The organism is Maribacter aquimarinus (assembly GCF_047345505.1).
Classification (GTDB): domain Bacteria; phylum Bacteroidota; class Bacteroidia; order Flavobacteriales; family Flavobacteriaceae; genus Maribacter.
The window spans coordinates 1-23,794 of the sequence record NZ_JBLFEO010000044.1; the positions used below are offsets into that span (position 1 = coordinate 1).

19 protein-coding genes and 1 tRNA gene are annotated in these 23,794 nt (G+C 50.3%); 18 read left to right on the forward strand and 2 right to left on the reverse strand.

Annotated features, from left to right (window positions below):
• The first annotated feature begins 476 nt into the window (after positions 1-476).
• A complete protein-coding gene (locus ACKWCC_RS18690; RefSeq protein WP_413997497.1) occupies positions 477-1,097 on the forward strand; it encodes a response regulator transcription factor in 621 nt (206 codons plus the stop codon).
• 114 nt (positions 1,098-1,211) lie between these two features.
• Here the strand turns inward: ACKWCC_RS18690 and ACKWCC_RS18695 are convergent, their stop codons facing one another.
• The gene (locus ACKWCC_RS18695) at positions 1,212-2,585 is read right to left on the reverse strand and encodes a Gfo/Idh/MocA family protein (protein WP_413997498.1); all 1,374 of its coding nucleotides are present in this window, start codon (positions 2,583-2,585) and stop codon (positions 1,212-1,214) included.
• Positions 2,586-2,767: 182 nt separating this feature from the next.
• On the opposite strand from ACKWCC_RS18695, the gene ACKWCC_RS18700 reads away from it, so the two are divergent.
• The 6 genes from ACKWCC_RS18700 (at position 2,768) to ACKWCC_RS18725 (ending at position 8,857) form a co-directional block, all read left to right on the forward strand.
• A complete protein-coding gene (locus tag ACKWCC_RS18700) occupies positions 2,768-4,156 on the forward strand; it encodes a sialate O-acetylesterase (protein WP_413997499.1) in 1,389 nt (462 codons plus the stop codon).
• A gap of 100 nt (positions 4,157-4,256) precedes the next feature.
• A complete protein-coding gene (locus ACKWCC_RS18705; RefSeq protein ID WP_413997513.1) occupies positions 4,257-5,975 on the forward strand; it encodes a GMC family oxidoreductase in 1,719 nt (572 codons plus the stop codon).
• 9 nt (positions 5,976-5,984) lie between these two features.
• Positions 5,985-6,701, forward strand: coding sequence for a gluconate 2-dehydrogenase subunit 3 family protein (locus ACKWCC_RS18710; RefSeq protein ID WP_413997514.1), 717 nt, complete (start codon positions 5,985-5,987; stop codon positions 6,699-6,701).
• 149 nt (positions 6,702-6,850) lie between these two features.
• A complete protein-coding gene (locus ACKWCC_RS18715; RefSeq protein WP_413997500.1) occupies positions 6,851-6,991 on the forward strand; it encodes a hypothetical protein in 141 nt (46 codons plus the stop codon).
• A 285-nt stretch (positions 6,992-7,276) separates the two neighbouring features.
• Complete coding sequence (locus ACKWCC_RS18720) at positions 7,277-8,068, forward strand: sugar phosphate isomerase/epimerase family protein (RefSeq protein ID WP_413997501.1); 792 nt, start codon at positions 7,277-7,279, stop codon at positions 8,066-8,068.
• A gap of 78 nt (positions 8,069-8,146) precedes the next feature.
• Positions 8,147-8,857 carry a hypothetical protein gene (locus tag ACKWCC_RS18725; RefSeq protein ID WP_413997502.1) on the forward strand — a complete coding sequence of 237 codons (711 nt, stop codon included), beginning with the start codon at positions 8,147-8,149 and terminating at the stop codon, positions 8,855-8,857.
• Positions 8,858-9,162: 305 nt separating this feature from the next.
• Here ACKWCC_RS18725 and ACKWCC_RS18730 read toward each other — a convergent pair whose 3' ends face one another.
• On the reverse strand, positions 9,163-10,986 hold the full coding sequence (locus ACKWCC_RS18730) for an arylsulfatase (RefSeq protein ID WP_413997503.1): 1,824 nt from the start codon (positions 10,984-10,986) through the stop codon (positions 9,163-9,165).
• Between the two features lie 182 nt (positions 10,987-11,168).
• Between ACKWCC_RS18730 and ACKWCC_RS18735 the strand changes: the two genes are divergently transcribed.
• The 11 genes from ACKWCC_RS18735 to ACKWCC_RS18785 all read left to right on the forward strand — a co-directional run bounded on the left by ACKWCC_RS18735 (position 11,169) and on the right by ACKWCC_RS18785 (position 23,706).
• Positions 11,169-11,948, forward strand: a complete 780-nt coding sequence (locus ACKWCC_RS18735; RefSeq protein WP_413997504.1) for a M15 family metallopeptidase — start codon at positions 11,169-11,171, stop codon at positions 11,946-11,948.
• Positions 11,945-13,477, forward strand: a complete 1,533-nt coding sequence (locus ACKWCC_RS18740) for a sulfatase (RefSeq protein WP_413997515.1) — start codon at positions 11,945-11,947, stop codon at positions 13,475-13,477. The genes ACKWCC_RS18735 and ACKWCC_RS18740 overlap by 4 nt, the downstream gene beginning before the upstream one ends.
• 16 nt (positions 13,478-13,493) lie before the next feature.
• Positions 13,494-14,405, forward strand: coding sequence for an alpha/beta hydrolase (locus ACKWCC_RS18745; protein ID WP_413997505.1), 912 nt, complete (start codon positions 13,494-13,496; stop codon positions 14,403-14,405).
• Positions 14,406-14,567: 162 nt separating this feature from the next.
• Positions 14,568-14,641 (forward strand) — tRNA-Pro (locus tag ACKWCC_RS18750).
• Positions 14,642-15,185: 544 nt separating this feature from the next.
• Entirely contained in the window at positions 15,186-16,478 is a 1,293-nt protein-coding gene (locus ACKWCC_RS18755; RefSeq protein WP_413997506.1) for a carboxypeptidase-like regulatory domain-containing protein, read from the forward strand.
• Positions 16,479-16,607: 129 nt separating this feature from the next.
• Positions 16,608-17,993 (forward strand): TonB-dependent receptor plug domain-containing protein, encoded by a 1,386-nt coding sequence (locus ACKWCC_RS18760; RefSeq protein ID WP_413997507.1) that lies wholly within the window; start codon positions 16,608-16,610, stop codon positions 17,991-17,993.
• Entirely contained in the window at positions 17,993-19,348 is a 1,356-nt protein-coding gene (locus ACKWCC_RS18765; RefSeq protein ID WP_413997508.1) for a DUF4249 domain-containing protein, read from the forward strand. The genes ACKWCC_RS18760 and ACKWCC_RS18765 overlap by 1 nt, the downstream gene beginning before the upstream one ends.
• A 23-nt stretch (positions 19,349-19,371) precedes the next feature.
• Entirely contained in the window at positions 19,372-20,553 is a 1,182-nt protein-coding gene (locus ACKWCC_RS18770; RefSeq protein ID WP_413997509.1) for a DUF4249 domain-containing protein, read from the forward strand.
• A 103-nt stretch (positions 20,554-20,656) separates the two neighbouring features.
• Positions 20,657-22,066: a hypothetical protein gene (locus tag ACKWCC_RS18775; protein ID WP_413997510.1), complete on the forward strand. Its 1,410-nt coding sequence runs from the start codon at positions 20,657-20,659 to the stop codon at positions 22,064-22,066.
• A complete protein-coding gene (locus tag ACKWCC_RS18780) occupies positions 22,047-22,349 on the forward strand; it encodes a hypothetical protein (protein ID WP_413997511.1) in 303 nt (100 codons plus the stop codon). The genes ACKWCC_RS18775 and ACKWCC_RS18780 overlap by 20 nt, the downstream gene beginning before the upstream one ends.
• A gap of 325 nt (positions 22,350-22,674) precedes the next feature.
• Positions 22,675-23,706 carry an amidohydrolase gene (locus ACKWCC_RS18785; RefSeq protein WP_413997512.1) on the forward strand — a complete coding sequence of 344 codons (1,032 nt, stop codon included), beginning with the start codon at positions 22,675-22,677 and terminating at the stop codon, positions 23,704-23,706.
• The last annotated feature ends 88 nt before the right edge of the window (positions 23,707-23,794 follow it).

Sequence of the window (23,794 nt, forward strand, 5' to 3'; positions counted from 1 at the left end):
ATCTCCTTTATATACCACGGATCGGTAAGACCCAGGGCGAGTGCGAATATTTCCTTGGAATTTTCCATCCCCCGAAAATAACAATTTACTAACTTACCCACTCAAAACACGATAGAGCCTTTTCGAACAACAATATCACCCGTTTACAAAACCCTAAAATCCCCCTTACCATGAACAATTTCTACCCTTATCTTTCTGTTTCCACCCCAATGCCGGTGCTAGGTAAGACCACGGCACCGTCCTCATCTCCCTTTGCGCCAAGGCCTGGCCAACTCCGTGCGGGATAGCGTTTTTTTTTATTGGCCCTTTGTTAGATCGTGGAAGGCTGTGGCAAAGCACTGCCCGTTACCGCGAACCGGCGAAAAGCAGCGCAATGGCATACCCGCCCATGCCCTTTGCTTTATGGCCTTGGCTCCAAATCTTATATCTTAACCTCTGTTTCCCATTCCCCCGGATGGGGACAAAACCAATTGCAAATGGCATTACAATCTCCCTCCATCATGGTGGTGGAGCGCACCGCTGCGCTCCATGAAACCTACAAAGCGTATTTTGCCCGATCCAACGCTTTCCGACTGACCCAATTTTGCACCAGTGCCGCCTTGGCCTTGAAATCCTTGGCCACCACCAGACCGCGCATCATTGTCTCCGAAATGACCCTGGAGGATATGGACGGTCTGCAGTTCATTGCCGCGCTCCGAAAAAAGGACAGGGACACCCCTGTGGTGGTGGTGAGCGCCAACAAGGACTTTGAGCTCATAAAGAAAACCTTTAAGTACGGCGCGCAGGGCTTCCTTACCAAGCCGCTCAGCGAGGAAAAACTGCAGTATGCGCTGCGATGCGTCCTGGAAGACGGCGCGGTGATGAGCAATGACATCATCAAGAGAGTGATCTCCAACTTTCAGCATAAGACCTATGCCTTTCTTTCCCAGCGGGAAAATGAAATTGTGGATTATCTCTGCAAAGGGGACACGTACAAGATGATCGCCGAAAAATTGTTCGTGACTCCGAGCACCATCAATTTTCACATCCAGAACATTTACCTAAAACTGAACGTGAACTCAAAATCTGAGGCCTTGACCAAATTGCGGCAGTTGTGACGGAGGTGCGGCCCTCGCTGTTGATCCGTTCCAAACCGGCACCATCTCTTGGCGCGTGGGAAGGTTACCGATGTTCCGCGCTTTCCATTTTGGCGAACGGTTCCCTTAGGCACCTCAGTCCCTGGAATAGGGGTGTTTCCAAGGGGCACGGTAGGGTCTGGCGAGTAGTTCCGTGGCCTCGCGATCGTTCTTGACCGTGTGCGTTATGGGATCGTAGCGCAAGGGCCGCTTTAACTTCATGGCCATATTGGCCAAGATGCAGCTGGCCGTGGAGATATGCCCCTCTTCCATCGCGGCCACGGGACGGCTCCCCCGATCTATGGCCGTTAGGAAATCCAGCAAGTGGGCCCGCGTTGCCGGCGCCACGTGCAGCTCAATGCCCTCTTCATTGACGTCTTCCGGAAAGGCCTCACGCTCGTAGGCCACGGTAAATTCCATGGCCTCCTTCTTGGGGTCCTTGGGGATGAATTCGGCCTTCATCACACTGCCCTTGACCGTTCCTTTTTCGCCATATATAAAAAAGGCCCATGGATATTCCGGGTCGGTGGGGGTGCCCCAGCTGCGGTGTTGCCAGACACAGTTCAGGTCCGGATACTGGAACACGGCGGTTTGGGTGTCCGGCGTATTGGCCTTGCTCTCCTTTTGCACGTAAATGCCCCCGTGGGAGCTGACACTTTGGGGCCAGCCCAGGTCCAGCATCCAGCGCACGGTGTCCAGCATGTGCACGCACATGTCCCCCACAATGCCATTGCTGTATTCCATAAAGGCCCGCCACCATCCCCTATGGGGAATGCGGTCGTAGGGCCTCCATGGGGCCGGGCCCGTCCAAAGGTCGTAATCCAGAAAATCCGGTATGGGGCCAGGTGTGGGATTGGCATTGGCGCGCATATGGTAATAACAGCACATTTCCACATGGGCCACCTTGCCCAAGAGGTTGCGGTCAATGACCTGTTCTTTCAGTGCCTTGAGGTGCGGGGTGCTGCGCCGTTGCATGCCCACTTGCACCACACGATCATATTTTTTGGCCGCGGCCAATAGGGCCTCGCCCTCAAGCACGTCCACACTTATGGGCTTTTGTAGGTAAACGTGGGCGCCGGCCTTTAGTGCCTCCAGGCATTGCAGGGCATGCCAATGGTCTGGTGTGCCAATGAGCACAATGTCCAAGCTGTGCTTTTTTAGCATGTCCCGGAAATCCCTGTACAGGGTCGGGCGTTTGGCATTGGGCTGGCGTTCCAACACCATTTGGGCCGTTTGTTTTAAATGGTTGCCATCCACATCGCAGAGGGCGGTCACGGTAACGTTGGCCACCTGGAGCAGTCTGTAGAGGTCGCTGGATCCGTACCACCCGGCGCCTATGAGCCCCACCCTTAGCGGTGCCCTGTGTTTAAAAAAGGGCAGCCCGTAGCTGGGCAGGGAAGATAACAGGGCAGCTGCAGATGCCACTTTTATAAAGTGCCTGCGCTGGTTATGGGGTGTTTTATGCGTCATAGGGCAAACTATTGCAGCTTTTTTCAAAAGATTTCCAAAACCAGGCATAAGGTAGCAAAAGATTTTTGGTTTTTGTGGTGGGGCAACAGCAAACCCTGGGATACTCTGGCTGATGGCCCTTCCTTCCGGGCGGCCAACTTTGGAGAATAAGATGTATTTTTAAGGAAATTAAATCGATGTGTATGTTGTTTAAAAGTTACCCCATCAGCTTTTTGTTGCTCCTTTTCTTGTTTCCCATGGCCGTTTTGGCGGAAATATCCCTGCCCGCCATTTTTTCCGATGACATGGTTTTGCAACGCGAAAGCAAGGTATTGCTCTATGGGTGGGCCAATCCCAATGAAAAGGTGCTCATTACCACGGGTTGGGACCAGCGGGAATACGAGCTTAAAACCGGGACGGATGCCAAATGGTCGCTGGAGGTGCAGACCCCGGGTGCCGGTGGTCCGTACACCCTTGGTTTTAAGGGAGGCGCCAATGCCATTGTCCTGGAAAATGTCATGATCGGGGAAGTATGGCTGTGCTCCGGCCAATCCAATATGGAGTGGAGCGCCCGCAACGGCATTGACCATGCCACGGAAGAAATTGAACAGGCCAATTATCCCCAAATACGTTTGTTTACCGTGGCCAAGCGCTCCGCGCCGTATCCGCAGGAAGACGTGCACGGCCAGTGGGCGGTTTGCAGCCCGGACACCATGGCCAATTTCAGTGCGGTGGCCTATTTCTTTGCCCGTAAGGTACAAGCCGAAACGGGCATGGCCATTGGGCTCATAGATGCGGCCTGGGGGGCCACCAGTGCCGAGGTGTGGACACCGGAGGCCGTGTTCCTGGCCCATCCGAAGTTGGCGGCCCAACAAAAACGCATAAAACCGAACCCCTGGGTCACCACGGAGCGCAGCAGGCTCTACAATGCCATGATCGCCCCGTTGCGGCCCTTTGCCATTGCCGGTGTGCTTTGGTACCAGGGCGAATCCAATACCGCCAACGGCGAAACCTATGCCGAACTGTTCACCCAAATGATCAGGGCCTGGAGAAAGGAATGGGGGCATGATTTCCCCTTTTATTACGCCCAGATCGCACCCTATAAGTACAACAGGCCGGAAGAGGGCGCGGTGGTCAGGGACCAACAGCGCCGGGTGTTGGCGGCGGTGCCGAACACTGGGATGGTGGTAACCAGTGATATTGGCAACGTGGAGGACATCCATCCGCAGAACAAACAAGATGTGGGCCTGCGCTTGGCGCGCTTGGCTCTAAAACGCCATTATGGAATGGAGGTCGGGGAAGTAAACGGTCCGTTGTACAAGGGATTGGAGAACACCGGAAAAGGCCTTACCGTGCATTTTGATCATGCCGAAGGGCTCCACTTTAAAAACGGGGGAGAGGCGGCTTTTGAGGTGGCCGGGGAAGATGGGGTGTTCCACCCGGCAAAGGCGCGCATAAAAGACGATGCCGTGCTGCTCCGGTCCAAAAAAGTGCCCCGGCCCGTGCACGTCCGTTTTGCTTGGGCCAATGTGGTCCTGGCGCAGCTGTTCAATGCGGCCGGTCTGCCCGCAAGTACCTTTACCTCACAATGAACCATGCACCGCCGCGTGCTTTGTTAAACAAAATTATGTGGAATCTCCCAAAAAATGTATCTTGGGCATTCCTTTATTCACCAATTATTCACAGCGCAATATGCAGATAAAAGAATCTCCCGAAATGTTCGATGTCATCATCGTGGGTTCCGGGGCCGGTGGCGGTATGGCCACCAAGCAGTTGGCAGATGCCGGACTCAAAGTGGCCCTGGTGGAAGCCGGACCTTATTTTGACCCCGCCGACCCCAAGACGATGACCCAATTGAAATGGCCCTATGACTCTCCAAGAAGGGGTGCGGGCACCGACCGCGCCTTTGGTGAATGGGACATGTCCTATGGGGATTGGGAGGTAAATGGAGAGCCCTACACCCATACGGAAGGCACTACCTTTAGATGGTGGCGATCCAGAATGCTGGGCGGAAGAACCAACCACTGGGGGCGTATTTCGCTCCGTTTTGGCCCCAAGGATTTTAAAGGAAAAACGCGCGATGGCTACGGCGAGGATTGGCCCATTGGCTATGATGACGTAAAGCCTTATTATGATAAGGTGGACAAGCTCATAGGCGTGTTCGGGACCAATGAGGGCCTTGAAGACGATCCAGATGGCTTCTTTCTGCCACCGCCAAAACCAAGGCTGCATGAACTTTTCTATATCAAGGGTGCCAGAAAATCTGGCGTTCCCGTCATTCCCAGTCGTATGTCCATGCTCACCAAGAGGATCAACAACGACAGGGGCATCTGTTTCTATTGCGGGCAATGCGGACGTTCTTGTTCCGTCTATGCCGATTTCTCATCGGGGAGCTGTTTGATCTTTCCGGCCCAGAAAAATGGAGGACAGGTAAAATTGTTCGTCAACTCCATGGTCAGGGAGGTAACCACCAATGAGGAGGGCAGGGCAACCGGGGTTTCCTACATTAACAAAGAGGACCGAAAAGAATACAAGTTGAAGGGCAAGGTGGTGGTATTGGCCGCTTCGGCCTGTAGTTCTGCCCGAATCCTGCTCAATAGCAAAAGCAAGCAACATCCCAATGGTCTGGGAAACAGCAGCGACCTTATAGGCAAATACCTGCATGATTCCACCGGTAGCGGCGGCATGGCTTTTGTTCCCGATCTCATGAACCGCGATGTGACCTACAATGAAGATGGTGTTGGCGGTATGCACGTGTACAGCCCGTGGTGGGGAGACAATAAAAAATTGGACTTTCCCAGGGGGTACCACATTGAAGTTTGGGGCGGTATGGGGCAACCCAATTACGGCTTTGGTTTTGATCAAGGAAGCTTCAATAAGCTTTTGGGTCTTCCCAGTGGCGGTTATGGCGATAAACTAAGGGACGAGGTGAAGGCCTACTACGGTGCCATAGTTGGTTTCAGTGGGAGGGGGGAAGGCTTGGCCAGGAAGGAAAACTACTGCGAAATAGACCCCACCACCGTTGATGATTACGGAATCCCAGTGTTGAAATTCAACTACAAATGGTCCGATATTGAGGTGCGCCAAGCCAAGCATATGCAAGACACCTTTGAAGAGATTAGCCACAATATGGGCGGAATTTATCTCAACAAGCCCGGCAAGGACAGGGATTATGGTCTCAATGCCCCGGGAGAGATCATCCATGAGGTGGGCACCACCCGTATGGGCAATGACCCGGCCACATCGGTCACCAACAAGTTCAATCAGCTGCATGACGTGGACAATGTGTTTATTGTGGATGCCGGTCCTTTCGTTTCCCAAGCGGACAAGAATTGTACATGGACCATTATGGCCCTTTCGTGGCGTGCAAGTGATTATATCATAGAACAATTGAAACAACAAAACATTTAGGGAATGGCAATGGACAGGAGAAAGAGCATACAGACCATGATTTTGGGTGCGGGAGCATCTGCCATGGCCTTTCACGGTTGCAAGCCAGAGGGCAACGCCCCCCAAGATGGGCCAAGCGTCCCGGAGGAAACCCATTATTTTGGCAGGACCCCGGACGAACTGGAACGCTTGGAAAAATTGAACGCAGAGCAGCTTTTCAATGAACATGAAATGGAGACGATTGCCGCATTGAGCACGGTGATACTACCTCCCAAGGCTCCGCACGGGGGGCCCTTGGAAGCAGAGGTGCCAGAATTCATAGAATTCATAGGGAAGGACATGCCCGCCATGCAGAACACCCTGTTGGGCGGATTGATGTGGATGGACCATAAGAGCAATACCGAGTTTGGCACCGAGTTTAAATCGGCCACCCTGGAACAGCAACAACAGATCTGCGACCAAATTTGTTTCCATGACGATGACGTTCCCTTGGACGAGCAGCCGCTGGAAATACAGTTTTTTGCCTTGATGCGAAATTTGGTGGTCACGGGGTACTATACCTCTAAAGTGGGCATCGCCGATCTGGGCTATAAGGGCAATATGCCCAATGTCTGGGACGGAGTGCCCCAGGAGGTGTTGGACAAGCACGGCGTGGCCTATGAGCCCGAATGGATCGCCAAGTGCATTGATCAAAGTACCCGCAATGAAATTGCAGAGTGGGACGAAAATGGAAACCTGCTAACGTAAAGCAATCTTTGGTCAAATTGGGGAACCTATGCCATGGGTTATCCTTTCTTCGCGATGGGCAACGGAGTGAAGTAAAAAGGGCTTGCCTTTTTATGGAAATGTTGTTTTATTCCTGCGTTACCTTCAATAGCTCAAGCTATATTAGCATTATGAAAGACGAGGAATTAAAAAGCAAAACTGTATCGGAATTGGAATCTGAAATCAAAAGGCTGAAAGTATTTGCTGGAATGGCAATAGGAATCTCCCTTGTTTTAACAGCTGTTACTATTTATGGTATCTTAACGAAGTAAGATAAAACGACAGATATGGCTTTGCTGGTTGTTGCAATTGCTTGTTTTGGAAGTGTTCCCACACAATACGGTACAATTAAAAAAATTAAAACCGAATTGGAATCGAGAAAAGCGAATAGATGAGTTCAGCAATTTTACGCTGATGGACTTTTTGGCCTGTTTGTGTAAATAGGCTTCACTCCTAGCTCATCGTTCCGAGGCTAATTATGGTCGATAGCCTAGTAAATTGATTAACCTATTATTTGATCAACGATGAAAAAAGTATTCACATTCAGTATTTTATGTATGATGTTTCTGCCTTCGGTGGCCCAGGAGATCGGCATACAGCTCTATAGCCTTCGCAATCAATTTAAGGAAGATGTTCCGGAAACCTTGGACATCATTGAATCTTGGGGACTTACCAAGCTCGAAGGGGGCGATACCTACGGAATGTCCATGCCCGAGTTTAAAAAGGAGTTGGTCCAGCGAAATATGGAAGTGGTGAGCGTGGGATCGGGTTACGATGACCTAAAAAATGGGAATTACGACAAGATCATTGAAAACGCGATGGCGTTTGGGGCCAAGTACGTGATGTGCCCCTGGATCACCCACGAAAAAAATAAATTTGACCTGGCCAAGGCCAAGGAGGCCACCGCTGTTTTCAATAGGGCCGGAAAGGCATTGAAAGCGGCGGGGCTAACGCTTGCCTACCACGCGCACGGGTACGAGTTCAAACCCTACAAAGAAGGGACGTTGTTTGATTACATGGCCCAAAATGCAGAGCATTTCATGTTTGAAATGGATGTCTATTGGGTACAACAGGGAGGGGAAGACCCCCTGGCCCTGCTGAACCGCTATCCGGAAAAATTTGTGCTCATGCACCTCAAGGATATGGAAAAGGGCACCCCCATTGACCAATCTGGCCATGCCGATGTGGAAACCAATGTGGTGCTGGGCACCGGGGCGGTGGATATTGCCGGAGTGGTAAAACGTGCCCGGGAACTGGGCATTGTGGAATACATGTTCATTGAGGACGAATGCTCCCGCGTGGTGCAACAAGTGCCCCTGAGCCTAAAATATTTGGAGGGCCTGGACTGATTTTCCCGCCCCGACCCACAGACCTTGACATTCCACTCCTTTTTCCTCTTGTAGGGCCAACCTTGTGAGCAAGCCAAAATGATGGAAACCAAATGGATATTATCGATTCTGGTAGGTGCTTGGCTCTTTTTCTGTGCTGAAAAAACCAATTTAAAAAGAGAAAAGGTCGTTGTTAAAGATGGGTCGGAAGTCATAAAAAGAAACCATCTGAAAATGGCCCTGGGCACTGATTTTGGGAACTATATCCACACGGACACCACGTACACAACTTCCTCAGGGAAAGGTATTACCATACAGAACAGTTTTCCCAAGGGAGGAATGATTGAACCGGGTGTGAAACAGTATGTTGACCCGACGGGAAAAAAATATGGATTTGCGGTATTTTGGACCCGGGTAATCAATGAAACCAGTGATCCGTTGGCGTTACATATCAATGTTCCCAAGGATTTGTTTGCGATTTTTACGGTACCGGATGCGTACGCCAGGTTGCTTTTACCTTCCCAAAAAGTAACGTTGGACAAACTGTCAACATTCAATTATGGTTTAACGGATCTACAAGCTTACCTAGATGCAAATCTCGGTAAAACCAGCCTACTGAGAACAACGATTGAGCCCAACCAGGAACATCTTTTCCATATGGCGGCATTAACGTACAAGGTAGGGGGAACCGTGAGGGCGGGACTGGTTCTGAAGGAACAAGACCTTTATTACAAGTTGGGCGTGGTACCCTATGGTTCCGGAACCATCCCCATTGGAAAAATCGATTTCAAGACCGCTTCCGATCATTAACAGCCTTTCCCAATTAAGAATGGGCCCATACATGGTTTCTTTTTACGCCCTGCTTCTAAATATAAATAAGTGTGGCTGGGCCATGCCTGATTTTTCTTTTTCGAGGGCCAAAAAAACATTTAATTTCTTTGGCAGCATTTAAAAAGGGAAGGGGTATTAAGTCTTGTTTCCATTGGCCTTTACCTATTTGGGAACACCGCTTGATCGTATGGATTTGGCTTTTACGGGAATACGATGGGGACCAACCCAATATACGGGGCCAAAGGCTTGTTGGAATGGCCAGTGCCACCTGCCATAGCCCTAGCTTAAGGGCCGTCTTTGTCTCCGGAAACCCGCTCAAAAAGCAACAGCCTTACGTCCAACCCCTTTTTTTGGGGTTGCAGCTTGCTTGTTTTTAGCACAAGGTGTTGTCTGCCCTTTTCCATAAAAAGGGTTCCCAGGACCACCGGTTTAAAGTCCTTTACGTAAGATTCCATTCTGGGGGTGCGGTCATGCTCCATACCCGTGAGGGGTGGATCATGCGCTTCTGAAATGGTTTTGCTGATGTGCCCATCACCGAAACGTAAATGAACCCCTATGCCTTCTTGGCCTTTTGGCAAGGTGTAATACAGCGTGGTTTTGTAGTGCCCCTTTTGCAGCACTTCAATGTCCCAGCTTATGGAATCTTTTTCACTGGTCCAATGGGTAAAAAAGGTGTTGTTGGGGTAGCGGTTGCTGCGCACAATGTTGCCGTGGCCCACGCCGTCCCGTGCCGGAAGCTGGGTAAACCTGTGATCCGGGTGGCCCAGGGTAAACGGCCTGTTGTCCGTGGCTTTGGTCAAGGGCACCGTGTTGGCCAGCCATTGCTCCTTGGCACGCCGCAGGGAGTCCGTTACCGCCGGCATCTTTTCCGCCAGGTCCGTGGTCTGGCCACCATCGGTTCCCATATCGTACAACCGGCCGTTGGCATCCAGTCGATACCTTTGGGTGCGCACACTGGTCTTTCCGTTCCAATGCTGATAGAGGAGACGGTCGGGCCAATGGCCCCCCTCTTCCATCAAAAGGGGCGTTAGGCTGTTGCCATCCAGCGTGCCCTCCCCATCGTAAGGCACTCCGGTAAGCTCCAAAAGGGTGGGCAACACGTCCAGGGCACTGCCAATTTCGGCGACCACCTTTCCGGCCGGAAGGGTGTTTTTCCACTGTATGAAAAAAGGGGTGCGTACCCCACCATCGTCCGTGGAGCCCTTTTTGCCGCGCATGCCGCCGTTCCACCGCCAATCACTGGGGCCATTGTCCGATAAATAGATGACAATGGTGCGCTCTTCCAGCTTCAGTTCCCTTAGTTTTTGTGCAATGCGGCCCACGTTCCAATCTATGTTCTCCACCATGGCCAAGGCCGCCTTGGTGATCTGGCCGTCCTCTTTTTCCGTTCCCCCGTGCAAAAGGGTCATTTCCCGGTCACTGACCTCCTCCCAGTGCCGATCCGGCATCTGCATGGGGCTGTGCGGCGTGTTAAAGGGGAGGTAGAGGAAGAAAGGGGCGTTCTTGTGCCGTTCCATGAACCGGAGCCCGCGCTGGGTAAGGTCGTCCGCTAGAAAGCCCTCTCCCCGCACCATACGCCCGTTATGCTCCAATAGGGGGCTAAAGTAGTTTCCCCAATGGCCAGAGGCAAACCCGTAAAAATCGGCAAAACCCCTGGTATTGGGATGATAGGGCGCTTGCATGCCGTTGTGCCATTTTCCGTAGGCCGCCGTTTTATAACCGGCCTTCTTCAGTATTTCGGCCAAGGTGCGGGCCGTTGGGTCCATCCGTTCCCCACCGGAAGAGGTGCCGTGAACGCCCAAACGGGTAAAAAACTGGCCCGTGAGCAGTTCTGCCCGGGTGGGAGAACAAACCGGCTGCACAAAAAAGTGGGAAAAGGAGACCCCGTTTTTGGCCAGGGCATCCAGATGGGGCGTACGGATGTTGGTGTTTCCGTGATGGCCCAGATCACCCCATCCCTGATCATCTGCCAGCATCAATATGATGTTGGGCGGGTTTTGGGACGCCCCCTCTCCCGCATGCTCCGTTGTGCCTTCCTGGCAGGAAAAGAGACCCAAAAGCACCAAGAGCGTCGTTATTTTAAGGGCATCGGTCATTTTAGGTTTCATTTAAAAAAAGGTGTTTTTCCTTGCTGTTCTATCCTTTCCCGGGACGTTCATCGATGTTCACTGGGTTGTCCCCACGGGGCAAAAAAATGCGCATCAAAAAAAATAGGTTAACTTGGGGCGCACAACAGGACAATGCCAAGCAGGGTGTCCCCTCGTTTCAAACTTAACTAAAATTGGGCATAATGAAAGATTCCCATTACCGCCAAAACGATTTTTTGAACCTTTTAAGACCAACCAAGGCATTTTTACCCATGGTGCTGGCCATGATGCTACTTCATGGGTGTAGGGAGGTGGCCCCAAACCCGACCAAGGAACGTACGGAGTCCAAGTTGCCCGAGACGGTGCAAGCGGACACGGTGATGAAGCCTACCGAAGGGTTTCCGCATAAAAAATTCAAGCGTTTTGAGGAAGTGGCAGATACCGCTTTTGTCCGGCTGGCCGACTACAGCGATGGGTTTGCCTATGACATGCGCTATGCCACGGAAAACAATTTCCTCAAGGCCCAGGTGTACGATTGCCCGGAGTGCTACACCCGTGCCAAGACCGCCAAGGCGCTCATTGCGGCCAATGCCGAGTTTAAAACGCACGGACTGCGCATAAAGTTCTTTGATTGCTACCGGCCCAATGCCATTCAGTACAAGATGTGGGAGATCATGCCCAACCCACAGTACGTGGCCAACCCAAAAAAGGGCAGCATACACAACAGGGGCGGTGCGGTGGACATTACCTTGGAGACCTTGGAGGGCGAAACGCTGGACATGGGCACCGATTTTGATTTCTTCGGAAAAAAGGCCCACCATGACCACACGGACCTTTCGGAGGAGGTGTTGGCCAACCGGAAGCTGTTGAAGGAGGTTATGGAGAAGCACGGGTTTTGGTCCATACGAACCGAGTGGTGGCACTACAACCTCTCGGCCGCCTCAAGGGATCCCGTGGCCAATTTTAGGTGGGATTGTCCGTGAGAACCATCTTTTCTGATATGGCCCTTGTTCACCGGAAGGCCATCTGTGTTGCCTTCCCGTTGGTTTTCCTCTTTTTGTCCGTGTCTTGTCATGAACCGCCCAAAAAGGCCTTAACGGCCGTAAAACCTCCCAATGTGCTGTTCATTGCCATTGACGATCTCAATGATTGGGTCGGATGTCTGGAGGGTCACCCACAGGTAGAAACCCCCAATATGGACAGATTGGCGGCTCGGGGAACACTTTTTACCAACGCCCATGCCCAATCGCCCATCTGCAATCCGTCGCGAACCAGTGTGCTCACGGGCAAGCGGCCATCGACTACGGGCATCTACGGGCTTTCCCCGTGGATACGAGATGTGCCAGAACTCAGGAACTTGGTTACATTGCCCCAATATTTTGCCCGGAACGGGTACACCACCTATGCCACCGGAAAGGTGTACCACGGCAACAACGGCCTAAGGGCCACCGATTCTGAATTTGACAGTCTGGGACCGGGCGCGGGGGTTAAAAAAGGCCCACCCCACAAATTGGTGGGGGAGACCCCGGGCGGCAACAATCCTTGGGTGGATTGGGGCCGTTTTCCCTTGGCGGAAGATGACCTACAGGATCATGACGTGGCCTCTTATGCAGTGGACGTTTTGCGCAGCAAGCCCCAAAACCCCTATTGGTTGTCCGTGGGCTTTTTTCTTCCCCATGTGCCCCTGTACGCACCTGAGGCCTTTTTTGATCGCTATCCCTTGGATTCCCTCCTGATGCCCCCATATTTGGAGAACGACCGGGAAGATACCCCAAGATCTTCCTGGTACAACCATTGGGAGGTGCCCGAACCCAGGTGGAAATGGTTCAGGGAGCACCGCCAGGACACACTCTTTGTACAGGCCTACCTTGCCTCCATCAGTTTTATGGACCAACAGTTGGGTCGGGTGCTGGATGCCCTGGAAGAGAGCGGACAAGAGGAAAACACCATTGTGGTGCTATGGTCCGATCATGGCTTTCATTTGGGGGAGAAGGCCATTTCTGGTAAGAACACCCTTTGGGAACGTGCTACACGGGTACCTTTGATCTTTGCCGGAAAGGGCATTGGAAAGGGACAAAAAGTGGCGGCCCCTGTAGAGCTATTGGATATTTATCCCACCTTGAACGCGCTTTGCGGATTCCCGGAACTGCCCCAACTGGAAGGTCACAGCTTGGTGCCGCTGTTGAAGGATCCAAGTGCCAAACGGCCATGGCCCGCCATTACCACAAACAATTACAAGAACCATGCGGTGCGTACGGAAGATTGGCGTTTTATCCAATACGCCAACGGCGATGAAGAGCTGTACCATCTTGCAGAAGACCCCAACGAATGGCACAACCTCTCGGGACGTCCTGATATGGCCCATTGGGCCGATAGTCTCAGGCAATGGTTGCCAGAGCACAATGCCTTGCCGCAGGTGGGCAATTATTTGCGTATCTTGGAGTTGCGCGATGGGGTGCCGGTCTGGCAGAACAAACCCATTGCCCCCAATGCCCCCATACCGGGACTTTAAAATAAAACCCAATGACGTGAAAAAACTACTGCTTTTTTGCTATGCATTTGTTGTGACGGATGCGGCCGCCCAGGATACCATCATGCCCCTTTGGCCCAAGGATAACATTCCAAATGCCCTTGCTTCCGAAGAGCGGGAAGAACTGGAACAAAATGGAATCTTGCGCATTGCCAAGGTGCAAGAACCCACCATTGAGGTCTATTTACCGGCCAAGCAAAATGCCTCTGGGGCCGCCATGCTCATTTTTCCCGGTGGAGGCTACCGTATTTTGGCCTATGACTGGGAAGGTACGGATATGGCCAAATTTCTGAATTCCAAGGGCATTGCCGGTATCGTTGTCAAGTACCGCCTGCCCTCCTCCGTTTCCCAGAAAGACCAGCACTATGTGCCCTTGATGGATGCCCAGCGGGCTATGCGTCTGGTACGGGCCCATGCCCAAAACTTTCATATTGATGCCAATAAAGTGGGGATCATGGGCTTCTCTGCCGGAGGCCATTTGGCCGCAACCCTGGGCACCCATTACGCTGATGTGGTGCATGGGCCACTGGACCAAACGGATACGTTGCCTGCCCGTCCCGATTTTATGGCCCTGATCTATCCGGTGACCACCTTTGGGGAGATGGGGCACGGGGGATCAAGGAGAAATTTGCTCGGTGATGCCCCCACCACAGCGCTCTTGGATTATTTTTCCACCGAAAAGCATGTGGATAAAGATACCCCGCCCACCTTTTTATTGCACGCCTCGGATGACCAGGTCGTGCCCGTGGAAAACAGTCTGCTCTTTTACACTGCCCTCAAGGAAAATGGTGTGCCCGCCACCATGCACATCTATCCCTCTGGGGGCCACGGCTTTTCCCTGGCCCGAGGAAATGTTCACCTCAGGGGGTGGACGGAGCGCCTTTCTGAATGGATGGAGGCATTGGAGTAAATCTTCCAAATTTTTTAAAAAAAGTGATGGTTATCCGTTCAACTTTTATATTTTTGCAGTCCAAAATAACGGCCTGTCCACCACCAAAAGGGCACCATTATTTTGATGGGTTGGAGTGAAGCCAACCGCCGTTTGCAGCCTTTGCAGGGTGCACAAATAAATCGGGATGTAGCGCAGTCCGGTAGCGTACACGCCTGGGGGGCGTGTGGTCGCAGGTTCAAATCCTGTCATCCCGACAGACCGCTTTTAAAGTGGTACAAGGCACTGTTAACCGGTAGGATAACAGTGCTTTTTTTTGTCCTTGTTCCAAGCTATTTCCACCTATATCGTATCCTGTCCGGTACATGCACGGGCCTCTGGGTTCCTGTGACCCCGGTTCCCCGCGGGGGGGACGGATAATGGAAAAAATGGCGGCCCTTCCAAACCGGCCATCACCAAAAAAAACTACCATCTACGGGGGTTGCGTAAAAGTATGCCTTGTACTCGGACCACTTTAGCGCATGCCGTCACCAGCACAGTGTACCACCGATCAGCGATGCCTTGGGACCCTCGGTTAGGAGCCTAAGGGTCAAATATCACCTATCCGGACGGTTCAAGACCATCTATCTTCGTTGTTCCTCGCCGTTGTCCGATCGGTAACGGATACCTGTGTCAAGAAAGGGCAGAACGTTCGGGGCCTCTTTAAACCTTTCGCAATCCTAGTGCCTGAATAGTTAAAAAAATCTTAACTTAACCCCCAATTCCTTTTAAGCCCATATAAATTTTGACCCCAGTGCCAATATGTCCCTAAAATTAAGAACCAGTCTCAAGGGGTTGCTCTTTGTCTTTGCCTATGTGGTGAGCCTATGTGCAGGCGGTGTGCTTTATGCCCAGGAAACAGAAGTACTGTCCGGCACTTATACCAAGGCCCCTTTGAAGGACATTATTTTGGATTTGGAGGAACAAAGCGGCTATGCCTTTTTTTTCTTGCCCGATTGGGTTTCAAAAGATACCATCACGGTAACATTTAATGAGCAGCCCATATCCTTGGTTTTGGACCAAGTCCTGGAAGGCACTGCGCTGAACCATTATCTTTTGGAGAAAGATAAACGGATTTTTCTATTGGAAAACACGGTCATTTATGACGAACTGCCCCGCTACTTTTTTGGTAGGGACAGTTCCGATGTCCCCAATGTGGCGGTTGGCCGTACAAGACGTCTTCCCCCACCCACATTTTTTAACGAGGATATCCGTAAAACACAGAAAAACCAGGAGGTCGTACGGGTAGGTAAGGCCGATGCCACCCAACTGAAACAGGCTTACATGCTCAACGGTACCGCGGTCAATGCGCGCACGGGAGAAGCCATAGAAGATCTGGCCATTAGACTGAAAGGAACCAATCTAATGGCCCTGACCGATGCCAATGGTACTTTTAAAATGGAACTGCCCGCTGGGTACAACGTGCTCAGCATAAGGGCCATGGGGATAGCTGCCACGGAACGTGAAGTAATCATGTACAACGATGGCACTCTCACTTTTCAATTGGAGGAAGGGCTGCAACAATTGGATGAAGTGGTCGTTGAAGCAGAAGCCGCCAAAAATGTGGAAGATGCCATTACGGGAAGCGAACAGATCGACTCCGAAGAATCCAAGAACATACCCTTGGTGCTTGGGGAACGCGATATTCTGCAAGTGGCAAAGGCACTGCCCGGTATCTCATCGGCAGGCGAAGGGGCAACTGGACTCAATGTAAGAGGAGGAAAAACAGATCAGAACTTGGTGCTGCTGGACGATGCCGTCATCTACAACCCGCAGCACTTTTTTGGAATTTTTCAGGCCCTGAATCCCTTTACCACTAAGGGGGTTGCTATTTATAAAGGTGCGGTGCCGGTAGAGTTCGGGGGTCGCTTGTCCTCCGTATTCGATATTCGTACCAAAAACGGCAGCGTGGAAAAAATTGCTGGCGAGGGCTCTATTGGGCCGGTAACAGGAAACCTCGCCTTGGAGATTCCTTTGCAAAAGGATAAATCTTCTTTGGTAGTTGGTGGGAGAGGGGCTTATGCGGACTGGATTTTGCGCTCCCTTGACGATTAGGCCCTGAGCAACAGTGAGGCTTCTTTTTTTGATGGTATCCTTAAATATCACAATAGGATAGATGACAATAATGAGGTAAAGGCCACCGCGTATTACAGTCGCGACGCCTTTAGCATCACCTCCGATTCTTTGTACAATTATGACAACAGACTGTTCTCGGTGAGATGGGACCATCGTTATAACGAAAAGACCAACGGCGCTCTTGTAGTGGATAATAGCCGCTATGGATTCGGGATTGATTTTGACGGGGAGGCCAATATGGATTTTGATCTGGACTATACCATTTCTGAAACCGGTGTAAAGTACAAACTCCGCACCTTGTTGAACGAAAAGCATACCTTGGACTATGGCGTGGCGGCAAAGCTCTATTCGGTAAATCCGGGCAGTATTGTGCCAAGGGGAGGCGAATCTAACGTGAACCCTGTTTTTATAGACCAAGAACAAGCCTTGGAAGGTGCCCTTTTTGTTGGGGACGAAATCAATATCGGCGAAAAGCTGTTGGTGAACCTGGGGCTTAGATATGCCTTTTTTGCCGCATTGGGCTCTGGTACCCAACGTACGTATCAAGATGGATTACCACGAAACGAGTCCACTGTACTGGATACCATAAGCTATGGCAACGGGGAGGTGGTAAAGACCTATGGCGGACCCGAAGCCAGGGTATCGGCACGGTATTTACTGAAGCCGGACCTGTCCATTAAGGCAAGTTTCAACAATTCCTACCAATTTCTGCACACCTTGTCCAATAACACTACGGTATCGCCCATAGATACCTGGAAGTTATCGGACCTGAACATAGCGCCCCAACAAGGCTACCAGGCTTCCTTGGGGCTGTATAAAAATTTCAAGGAAAACGAATACGAATTTAGCGTGGAAGGCTACTACAAAAAAATGGACGATGTGCTCGATTTTAAGACCGGGGCCAACCTCTTCTTGAACGAAAACGTGGAGACCGAGGTGTTGCAGGGTGATGGCAAGGCTTATGGCGTGGAGTTTTTGTTAAAGAAGAACAGGGGTGACCTCAATGGATGGTTAAGTTATACCTACTCCAGAAGTTTATATCGTTTTGATAGTGAGTTCAGTGAGGAACGCATCAATAATGGGGATTTTTTCGCCTCCAATTTCGATAAGCCCCACGATGTAAGCCTTATTGGAAATTACAAATTCAGTAGGCGGTACAGCCTGTCGGCCAATTTTGTGTACCAAACAGGACGGCCGGTGACCTACCCGATCGGTACGTTTCGGTTCAATAATGCCGATTTCGTGGCTTTTAGTAACCGCAACGAGTTCCGCATTCCGGATTTTTACCGTTTGGACCTCGGCTTCAATATCGAGGGCAACCACAAAAAGAACAAGCTTGCCCATAGTTTTGTGACCATTTCGGTGTACAACGTGTTGGGCAGGAACAATCCCTACTCGGTGTTTTTTGTGACCGAGAACGGAGAGGTAAAGGCCTTGCAGAGTTCCATTTTTGCGATACCGATTCCATCGATCACCTATAATTTTAAATTCTGATGCTGCGGAATAGCTATATATCCATTTTGGTAATAAGCGGGTTGGCTGGTTGTATTGAACCCATTGATGTAGGTCCGGCAGTGAATTCCACTGCCGATAGTTCCGGCATTCTGGTGGTGGAGGCCAATCTTACCGATGAGCAAGGTACCGTGCAGCAAGTTTTGTTGAGCAGGTCTAGACGCATAGAAAGCGATAGCACCGTTAACGTGCAAGAAGATGTATTGTTTAACCCGAACACGCCTTTTATTTCCCCAAGGGGACTGGATGTGGACCCAGAGCAGAACGCTGCGGTAGAGGTACTAACCAGCGCTGGTAATCGCATCGAGTTTGCAGAAAGTGAACCGGGCATCTATAAAGCACCGGATACTTTTTTTGCGGAACGTGATACTGGGTATGTCTTAAACATTACCACCGCGGACGGGGCAAGATATGCCTCTACGGAAATGCGTATAATAGGGAGTTCCCGGATAAATGACCTGTATGCAGAACGTGTCACCTCCGATACCGGTGTGGATGGAATGGGCATTTTTGTGGATACGACAGACCCCACAAACGAAACATCTTATTTTAGATATGCTTTTGAGGAAACCTATAAGATTATTGCCCCGAATTGGACAGCATTTGAATTTGACATCATCCGCGAGGATATTGAGTTTGTATTGGATGAAAATGACAATGTGATAGCGACCTTATATCCCGATGTTGCACTAAAACCAAGAGAAAAGGAAGAGCAAGTTTGTTTTAAGACCGACCCTTCTCAGGATATTTTGGTTGCGGATGTTTCCGGGCTGGATAATAATACGGTGATCAGGAACCAACTGCGTTTTATTGAAAGTAATAACCCCATTTTATCGCACCGATATAGTATTTTGGTAAAGCAGATGGCCGTATCCTTTGAGTCCTATCAATTCTATGAAAATCTCAGAAATTTCTCCCAGGGCGAACTGGTTTTTAGTCAGGTACAGCCGGGCCCTTTGGAAGGAAATATTTCTAGTGAGACTTTAGAGAACAAAGTGATAGGTTTTTTCGATGTAAGTAGTGTTGCGACGCAAAGGCTGTATTTTAATTATGCCGATTTCTACCCGGGCGAACATTTGCCGCCATATTTTGGTGGTATAAATTGTGACCGGATTTTAGCGCCACAGTTGCTTAATGCCGATCGGGATGGCCCGCCTAGGTTGGATTGCCCCCAATCCTTGATTCCTAGAATTAAGTTAGAGCTTGTAGAATGGCTTGGAGCCAATTCAGATCCACCCGGTGTTTGTGAGGGACCTTACAGGGTTACCCCAAGGATTTGTGGAGATTGCACCCTTTTGGGCAGTAACATAGTACCCGAATTTTGGACGGAAGAATGAGAAAATTGGTTTACATATTGGGCATGGTATCGGTTTTAGCAAGCTGTGTGGAACCTTTTGACATTTCCGGTGAAGTAGAAACAGGTGAAAACATTGAAAATTTTTTGGTGGTGGAAGCTACGGTCACCAATGAACCAAAGCAACAGGAGGTGCTATTGGGAAGGGGTAGGAGTTTTGCCAATGATTCCCTACAGCCCGTTACCCAAAACGCAAACGTGTCCGTTGTTGATGGTAACGGCAACCGCTTTTCATTTACTGAAACGGAACCTGGGCGCTATGTTTCCGATCAAATGTTCCAAGCTTTGCCCAATACCACCTATCAATTGAACATACAGACCGCGCAGGGCAGTTCCTATGCATCCGAATTGGTTTCTTTGCCCGAGACCGCCACGATAGCGGCAGTTTATGCGGAACGTATCATCAATGACTTGGGTGTGGAAGGTATTGCCATCTACGTAGATTCAGAGATTATGCCGGGCGAAGCGCCTTTTTTACGGTATCAATATGAGGAAACCTATAAAATCATAGCGCCGCTATGGTCGCCGTTGGACATAGTGGTCACCGACCCCAATCCACCCTATGGATTTGATTTGGTGGCCAGGGAACAAGAAGAACGGGTTTGTTATGACACTCGGTTGAGCAATAGGGTCATACAGGCCACCAACCTTCGTAGGACGGGGAATCAAGTCAACCGAAATTTGGTGCGTTTCATTCCAAGCGATGATTTTATGATCAGTCATCGGTACAGCATATTGGTACGGCAACTCGCTCAGGCTGCAGATGCCTATTCTTTTTATCGTACGTTAAACGAACAATCGGGCAACCAGAGTCTTTTTACGGAAATTCAACCCGGCTTTATTGAGGGCAATGTGTCAAATACAGGCAATCCCAACGAAAAAGTATTGGGGTTTTTTGAAGTGGCCAATGTGAGTCAAGAACGATTGTTCTTTAATTATGATGATTTTTTCCCCGATGAAGATTTGCCGCCCTATGCAATAAACTGTAATTTTTTGGCTGCGCCTCCGCCCATTACGGATGCCGGGACCTCGCCATTGAAAGATGCCGTGGATAGCGGTCTTTTTGTGTATATAGCCAACAATGGCGGTGAAGTTGAAGGAGGTCCCTATTTAATGGCCCGTAGGGCCTGTGGGGATTGTACGGTGCTGGGAAGTAACCAAGTCCCCGATTTCTGGACAGAAGAATGAGAAAATGATAAAGAGACAGCTCATTTTAGGTTTGTTGTTTTTAGCGTATGGCTTAGTGGGCCGGTCGCAATATGTGGTAAAAAGCGCTGCAGAACTGGAAAGTTTGAAAAAATTGCCCCAGGAGAAAGTTTATATGGACCATACCGGCCCGGTGCTGTTTGCCGGTGAGTACCTTTACTATGCACTCTACTGTTTCAATGCCCAAAGCAATAAGCTCACCAACATCAGTAGGCTGGCCTATGTCGCTTTGGTCAACGAAGAAAGGGAAGTTGTTTTTGAGCATAAGTTAAAAATGGACGGCGGCCTGGGGCAAGGCGATTTCTTTGTTTCCGCCAATGTGCCCTCCGGGAACTACAAACTTCTGGGATACACCCAATGGATGAAGAACAGTGGTATGGACCAAGTCTTTCAGGACGATATGGTCATCATAAACCCCTACTTGGCCGATCAGTCCAAATTATTATCAAATACTGATACCGATCCAAATGGGATCAGGGACCCAAAAAGTAGGGATGGTAGGTTCATCGATTCCTCCACGGTTTCATTGTCCATTGATAAAATAAGGTATGCCAAAAGGGAGAAGGTAAAGCTCACCCTGAAAAATTACAAGGGCTATTTGGGAAATGGAGCGTACACGCTCAAAGTCAGGAGTAGGGAACAACTGGGCAGCGCGTCGTTTATGGATGCTGCGAGTTATGCCGATGCCTATTTTAACGTGGAGAAACAAATTAAACAGCGGGTGGGCGATAGTCTCTTTCTACCGGAGCAACGTGGAGAACTTTTCTTTGGTACGGTTACCGCACAGGATGGCAGCCCAGTTGTGGATAAGCCCGTGGTCATATCCATACCGGGAAAGGAGTTTTTGTTGAAGTTTTCCAGAACCGACGAAGACGGCAATTTTTATTCCTATCTAAGGAAGGATTATAAAGTTGCCACGGCGGTAGTACAGGTAGAGGACGAATCTGCCCAGTACAACATCAAGAAGGGGGCGCTTGGAAACTTGGACCTTTCCACATTAACCTTCAGTGGGTACACCTTATCCGAAAAGGACAAAGAAGCGATACTGGCACGCAGTGTTCGCAACCAGATCGAAAATCTTTTTTTTCAAGTAAAACCGGACTCCATTCTGCAGGGCAGACCAATAGACCCCTTTGATGGCGGAAAACCGGAGACCTTGTTTTTGGATGACTACACCCGTTTTCCAACTTTTGAGGAAACCATGGTAGAGATTGTTCCCCATGCGGGATATAGAAATGGAGGTAAGGGCAATGATTTTGTAAAAGTTGCACAGGACTATGAGACCTATGATGAAACGTTCAATGATTTTTCATCCATTATCCTGATCGACGGGGTTTTTGTACCCAACCATGAAAAGATCAGGACCTTTGATGCCCGTACCATTGAAAAGATAAGTTTGATCAGGGATAAGTTTAGGCTGGGTGGCAAGGACTATCAGGGCATTGTTCTCCGTGGAGACGTACAACAATACGTATTTGGAAACACATGCCCATAAGAACAGTTCGGTGATCCATTTTAAAAAGCCGGAACCGGTAAAAAATTACTATCAACAGCGGTACGATGCCGATGATGACGGTTTTTCAAGGATTCCCGATTATCGTACCCTTCTTTTTTGGAAACCCCATGTGGTCATCGACAAAAACACCTATGAACTTGAGTTCTTTACCTCTGATGTGGCCGGTGACTATGAAGTTATGTTGAACGGCTTTACCTCTTACGGAAAGCCCATCACCCTGACAAAAACGTTTAGCGTCGCCCATGGTCCTGCTGGCCATTAAGGGCGTTTAGCGGTGAAACCACGGTTGGATCGCAGATTGAAGGTACGCTATGTTATAGGGGGCATCGGTCAAAAAAATAATGCGCCGTCCCAAACAACGGGGTGTTTAAACACGTATGCTTGTCTTGCTTGGATGTTGCTCATTTAAGAAACCGGGTTTTTCTTTTCGCGAGAAACGGAAGAAGAGGTTCCGAAACCCTTCCCTCGGGCCACCGCAAGGTTCGGAGGCCCATCTACAGCAGAAAGGCCATCCAAATTTGTCATTTCCTTATCTTTACCCACCTATTAGCCCCCCGTCATTGGGGTGCACCACAAACTCAGCTGATATGAAATATGTTGTACTCTTTGCGGTTGCCCTTCTTTTTGGTTGCAAGGACAAGACCACGGAATTGACCAATGCCACAACGGCCGATACCATCTACCACAATGGGGACATTGTTACCATGGAGGGCGATGCGCCGGCCTATGTGGAGGCCCTGGCGGTAAAAAACGGCAAGATCCAACAATTGGGCCCCAACGGGGACATTATGGCGCTCAAGGGACCCCATACCCGTGTGGTGAACCTGGAGGGCAAGGCACTGTTTCCGGGTCTCATTGACGCACACGCCCATTTTTTTGGTTTTGGGCCGCAGGCTTCCGGGGCCAATCTGCTGCCTCCGCCAGATGCGGGAGTGGCCACCATAGACGATTTGGTGAATACCATGAAGGCCTGGGCCACGGCCGAGAACATTGCCCTTACGGGTTGGATCTTTGGTCTTGGTTTTGATGATTCACAGCTAGAGGAACAACGTTTCCCCACCAAGGCGGACCTGGACAGGGTCTCCACAGAGCACCCGGTATTGGCCCTGCACATTTCGGGCCATTTCTGCGTCATGAACAGCAAGGCCCTGGAACTGGTGGGCATAGACCGGAATACCCCCGATCCCGAGGGAGGTGTGATTCGCAGGATGCCCGGAAGCATGGAGCCCAATGGGGTGCTGGAAGAAATGGCGGCCATTCCCTATCTCGCCAAAGCGGTCACTGCTTCCACACCAGAAAATCTGGCAAAGCAGGTTCAGGCCGGACTTGAAATGGCCAAAAGCTATGGTTACACCACCATACGGGAAGGCAAGGCCATGGAACAGCATGAGATTTTGGCGGCCTTTGCCGAGAAGCATGTTTTTGACATTGATGTGGTCTCCTATGTGGACCATACCCGTTCCGGGTACTTGGACAGCAAATGGTATTCCAAAGGGTACACCAACCGATATCGCATAGGGGGCATAAAAATGACCCTGGACGGGTCTCCCCAAGGGCGCACGGCCTGGAGGACCCAACCCTATCTAGGGCTTGCTGATTTTCTATCAACGGGAAGGTAAGATATTAACAATCAGCATTTTATTTTTGAACAATCGACGAATTCCGTTGTACAAGTGCACGGGTTTCCGTAACTTAGGGTAACATACC

Bases quoted from the DNA above. Each gene is read 5' to 3' on its own strand.
- ACKWCC_RS18690 (WP_413997497.1), top strand. From the start codon at position 477: ATGGCATTACAATCTCCCTCCATCATGGTGGTGGAGCGCACCGCTGCG.
- ACKWCC_RS18695 (WP_413997498.1), bottom strand. From the start codon at position 2,585: ATGACGCATAAAACACCCCATAACCAGCGCAGGCACTTTATAAAAGTG.
- ACKWCC_RS18700 (WP_413997499.1), top strand. From the start codon at position 2,768: ATGTTGTTTAAAAGTTACCCCATCAGCTTTTTGTTGCTCCTTTTCTTG.
- ACKWCC_RS18705 (WP_413997513.1), top strand. From the start codon at position 4,257: ATGCAGATAAAAGAATCTCCCGAAATGTTCGATGTCATCATCGTGGGT.
- ACKWCC_RS18710 (WP_413997514.1), top strand. From the start codon at position 5,985: ATGGACAGGAGAAAGAGCATACAGACCATGATTTTGGGTGCGGGAGCA.
- ACKWCC_RS18715 (WP_413997500.1), top strand. From the start codon at position 6,851: ATGAAAGACGAGGAATTAAAAAGCAAAACTGTATCGGAATTGGAATCT.
- ACKWCC_RS18720 (WP_413997501.1), top strand. From the start codon at position 7,277: ATGATGTTTCTGCCTTCGGTGGCCCAGGAGATCGGCATACAGCTCTAT.
- ACKWCC_RS18725 (WP_413997502.1), top strand. From the start codon at position 8,147: ATGATGGAAACCAAATGGATATTATCGATTCTGGTAGGTGCTTGGCTC.
- ACKWCC_RS18730 (WP_413997503.1), bottom strand. From the start codon at position 10,986: ATGAAACCTAAAATGACCGATGCCCTTAAAATAACGACGCTCTTGGTG.
- ACKWCC_RS18735 (WP_413997504.1), top strand. From the start codon at position 11,169: ATGAAAGATTCCCATTACCGCCAAAACGATTTTTTGAACCTTTTAAGA.
- ACKWCC_RS18755 (WP_413997506.1), top strand. From the start codon at position 15,186: ATGTCCCTAAAATTAAGAACCAGTCTCAAGGGGTTGCTCTTTGTCTTT.
- ACKWCC_RS18765 (WP_413997508.1), top strand. From the start codon at position 17,993: ATGCTGCGGAATAGCTATATATCCATTTTGGTAATAAGCGGGTTGGCT.
- ACKWCC_RS18770 (WP_413997509.1), top strand. From the start codon at position 19,372: ATGGTATCGGTTTTAGCAAGCTGTGTGGAACCTTTTGACATTTCCGGT.
- ACKWCC_RS18785 (WP_413997512.1), top strand. From the start codon at position 22,675: ATGAAATATGTTGTACTCTTTGCGGTTGCCCTTCTTTTTGGTTGCAAG.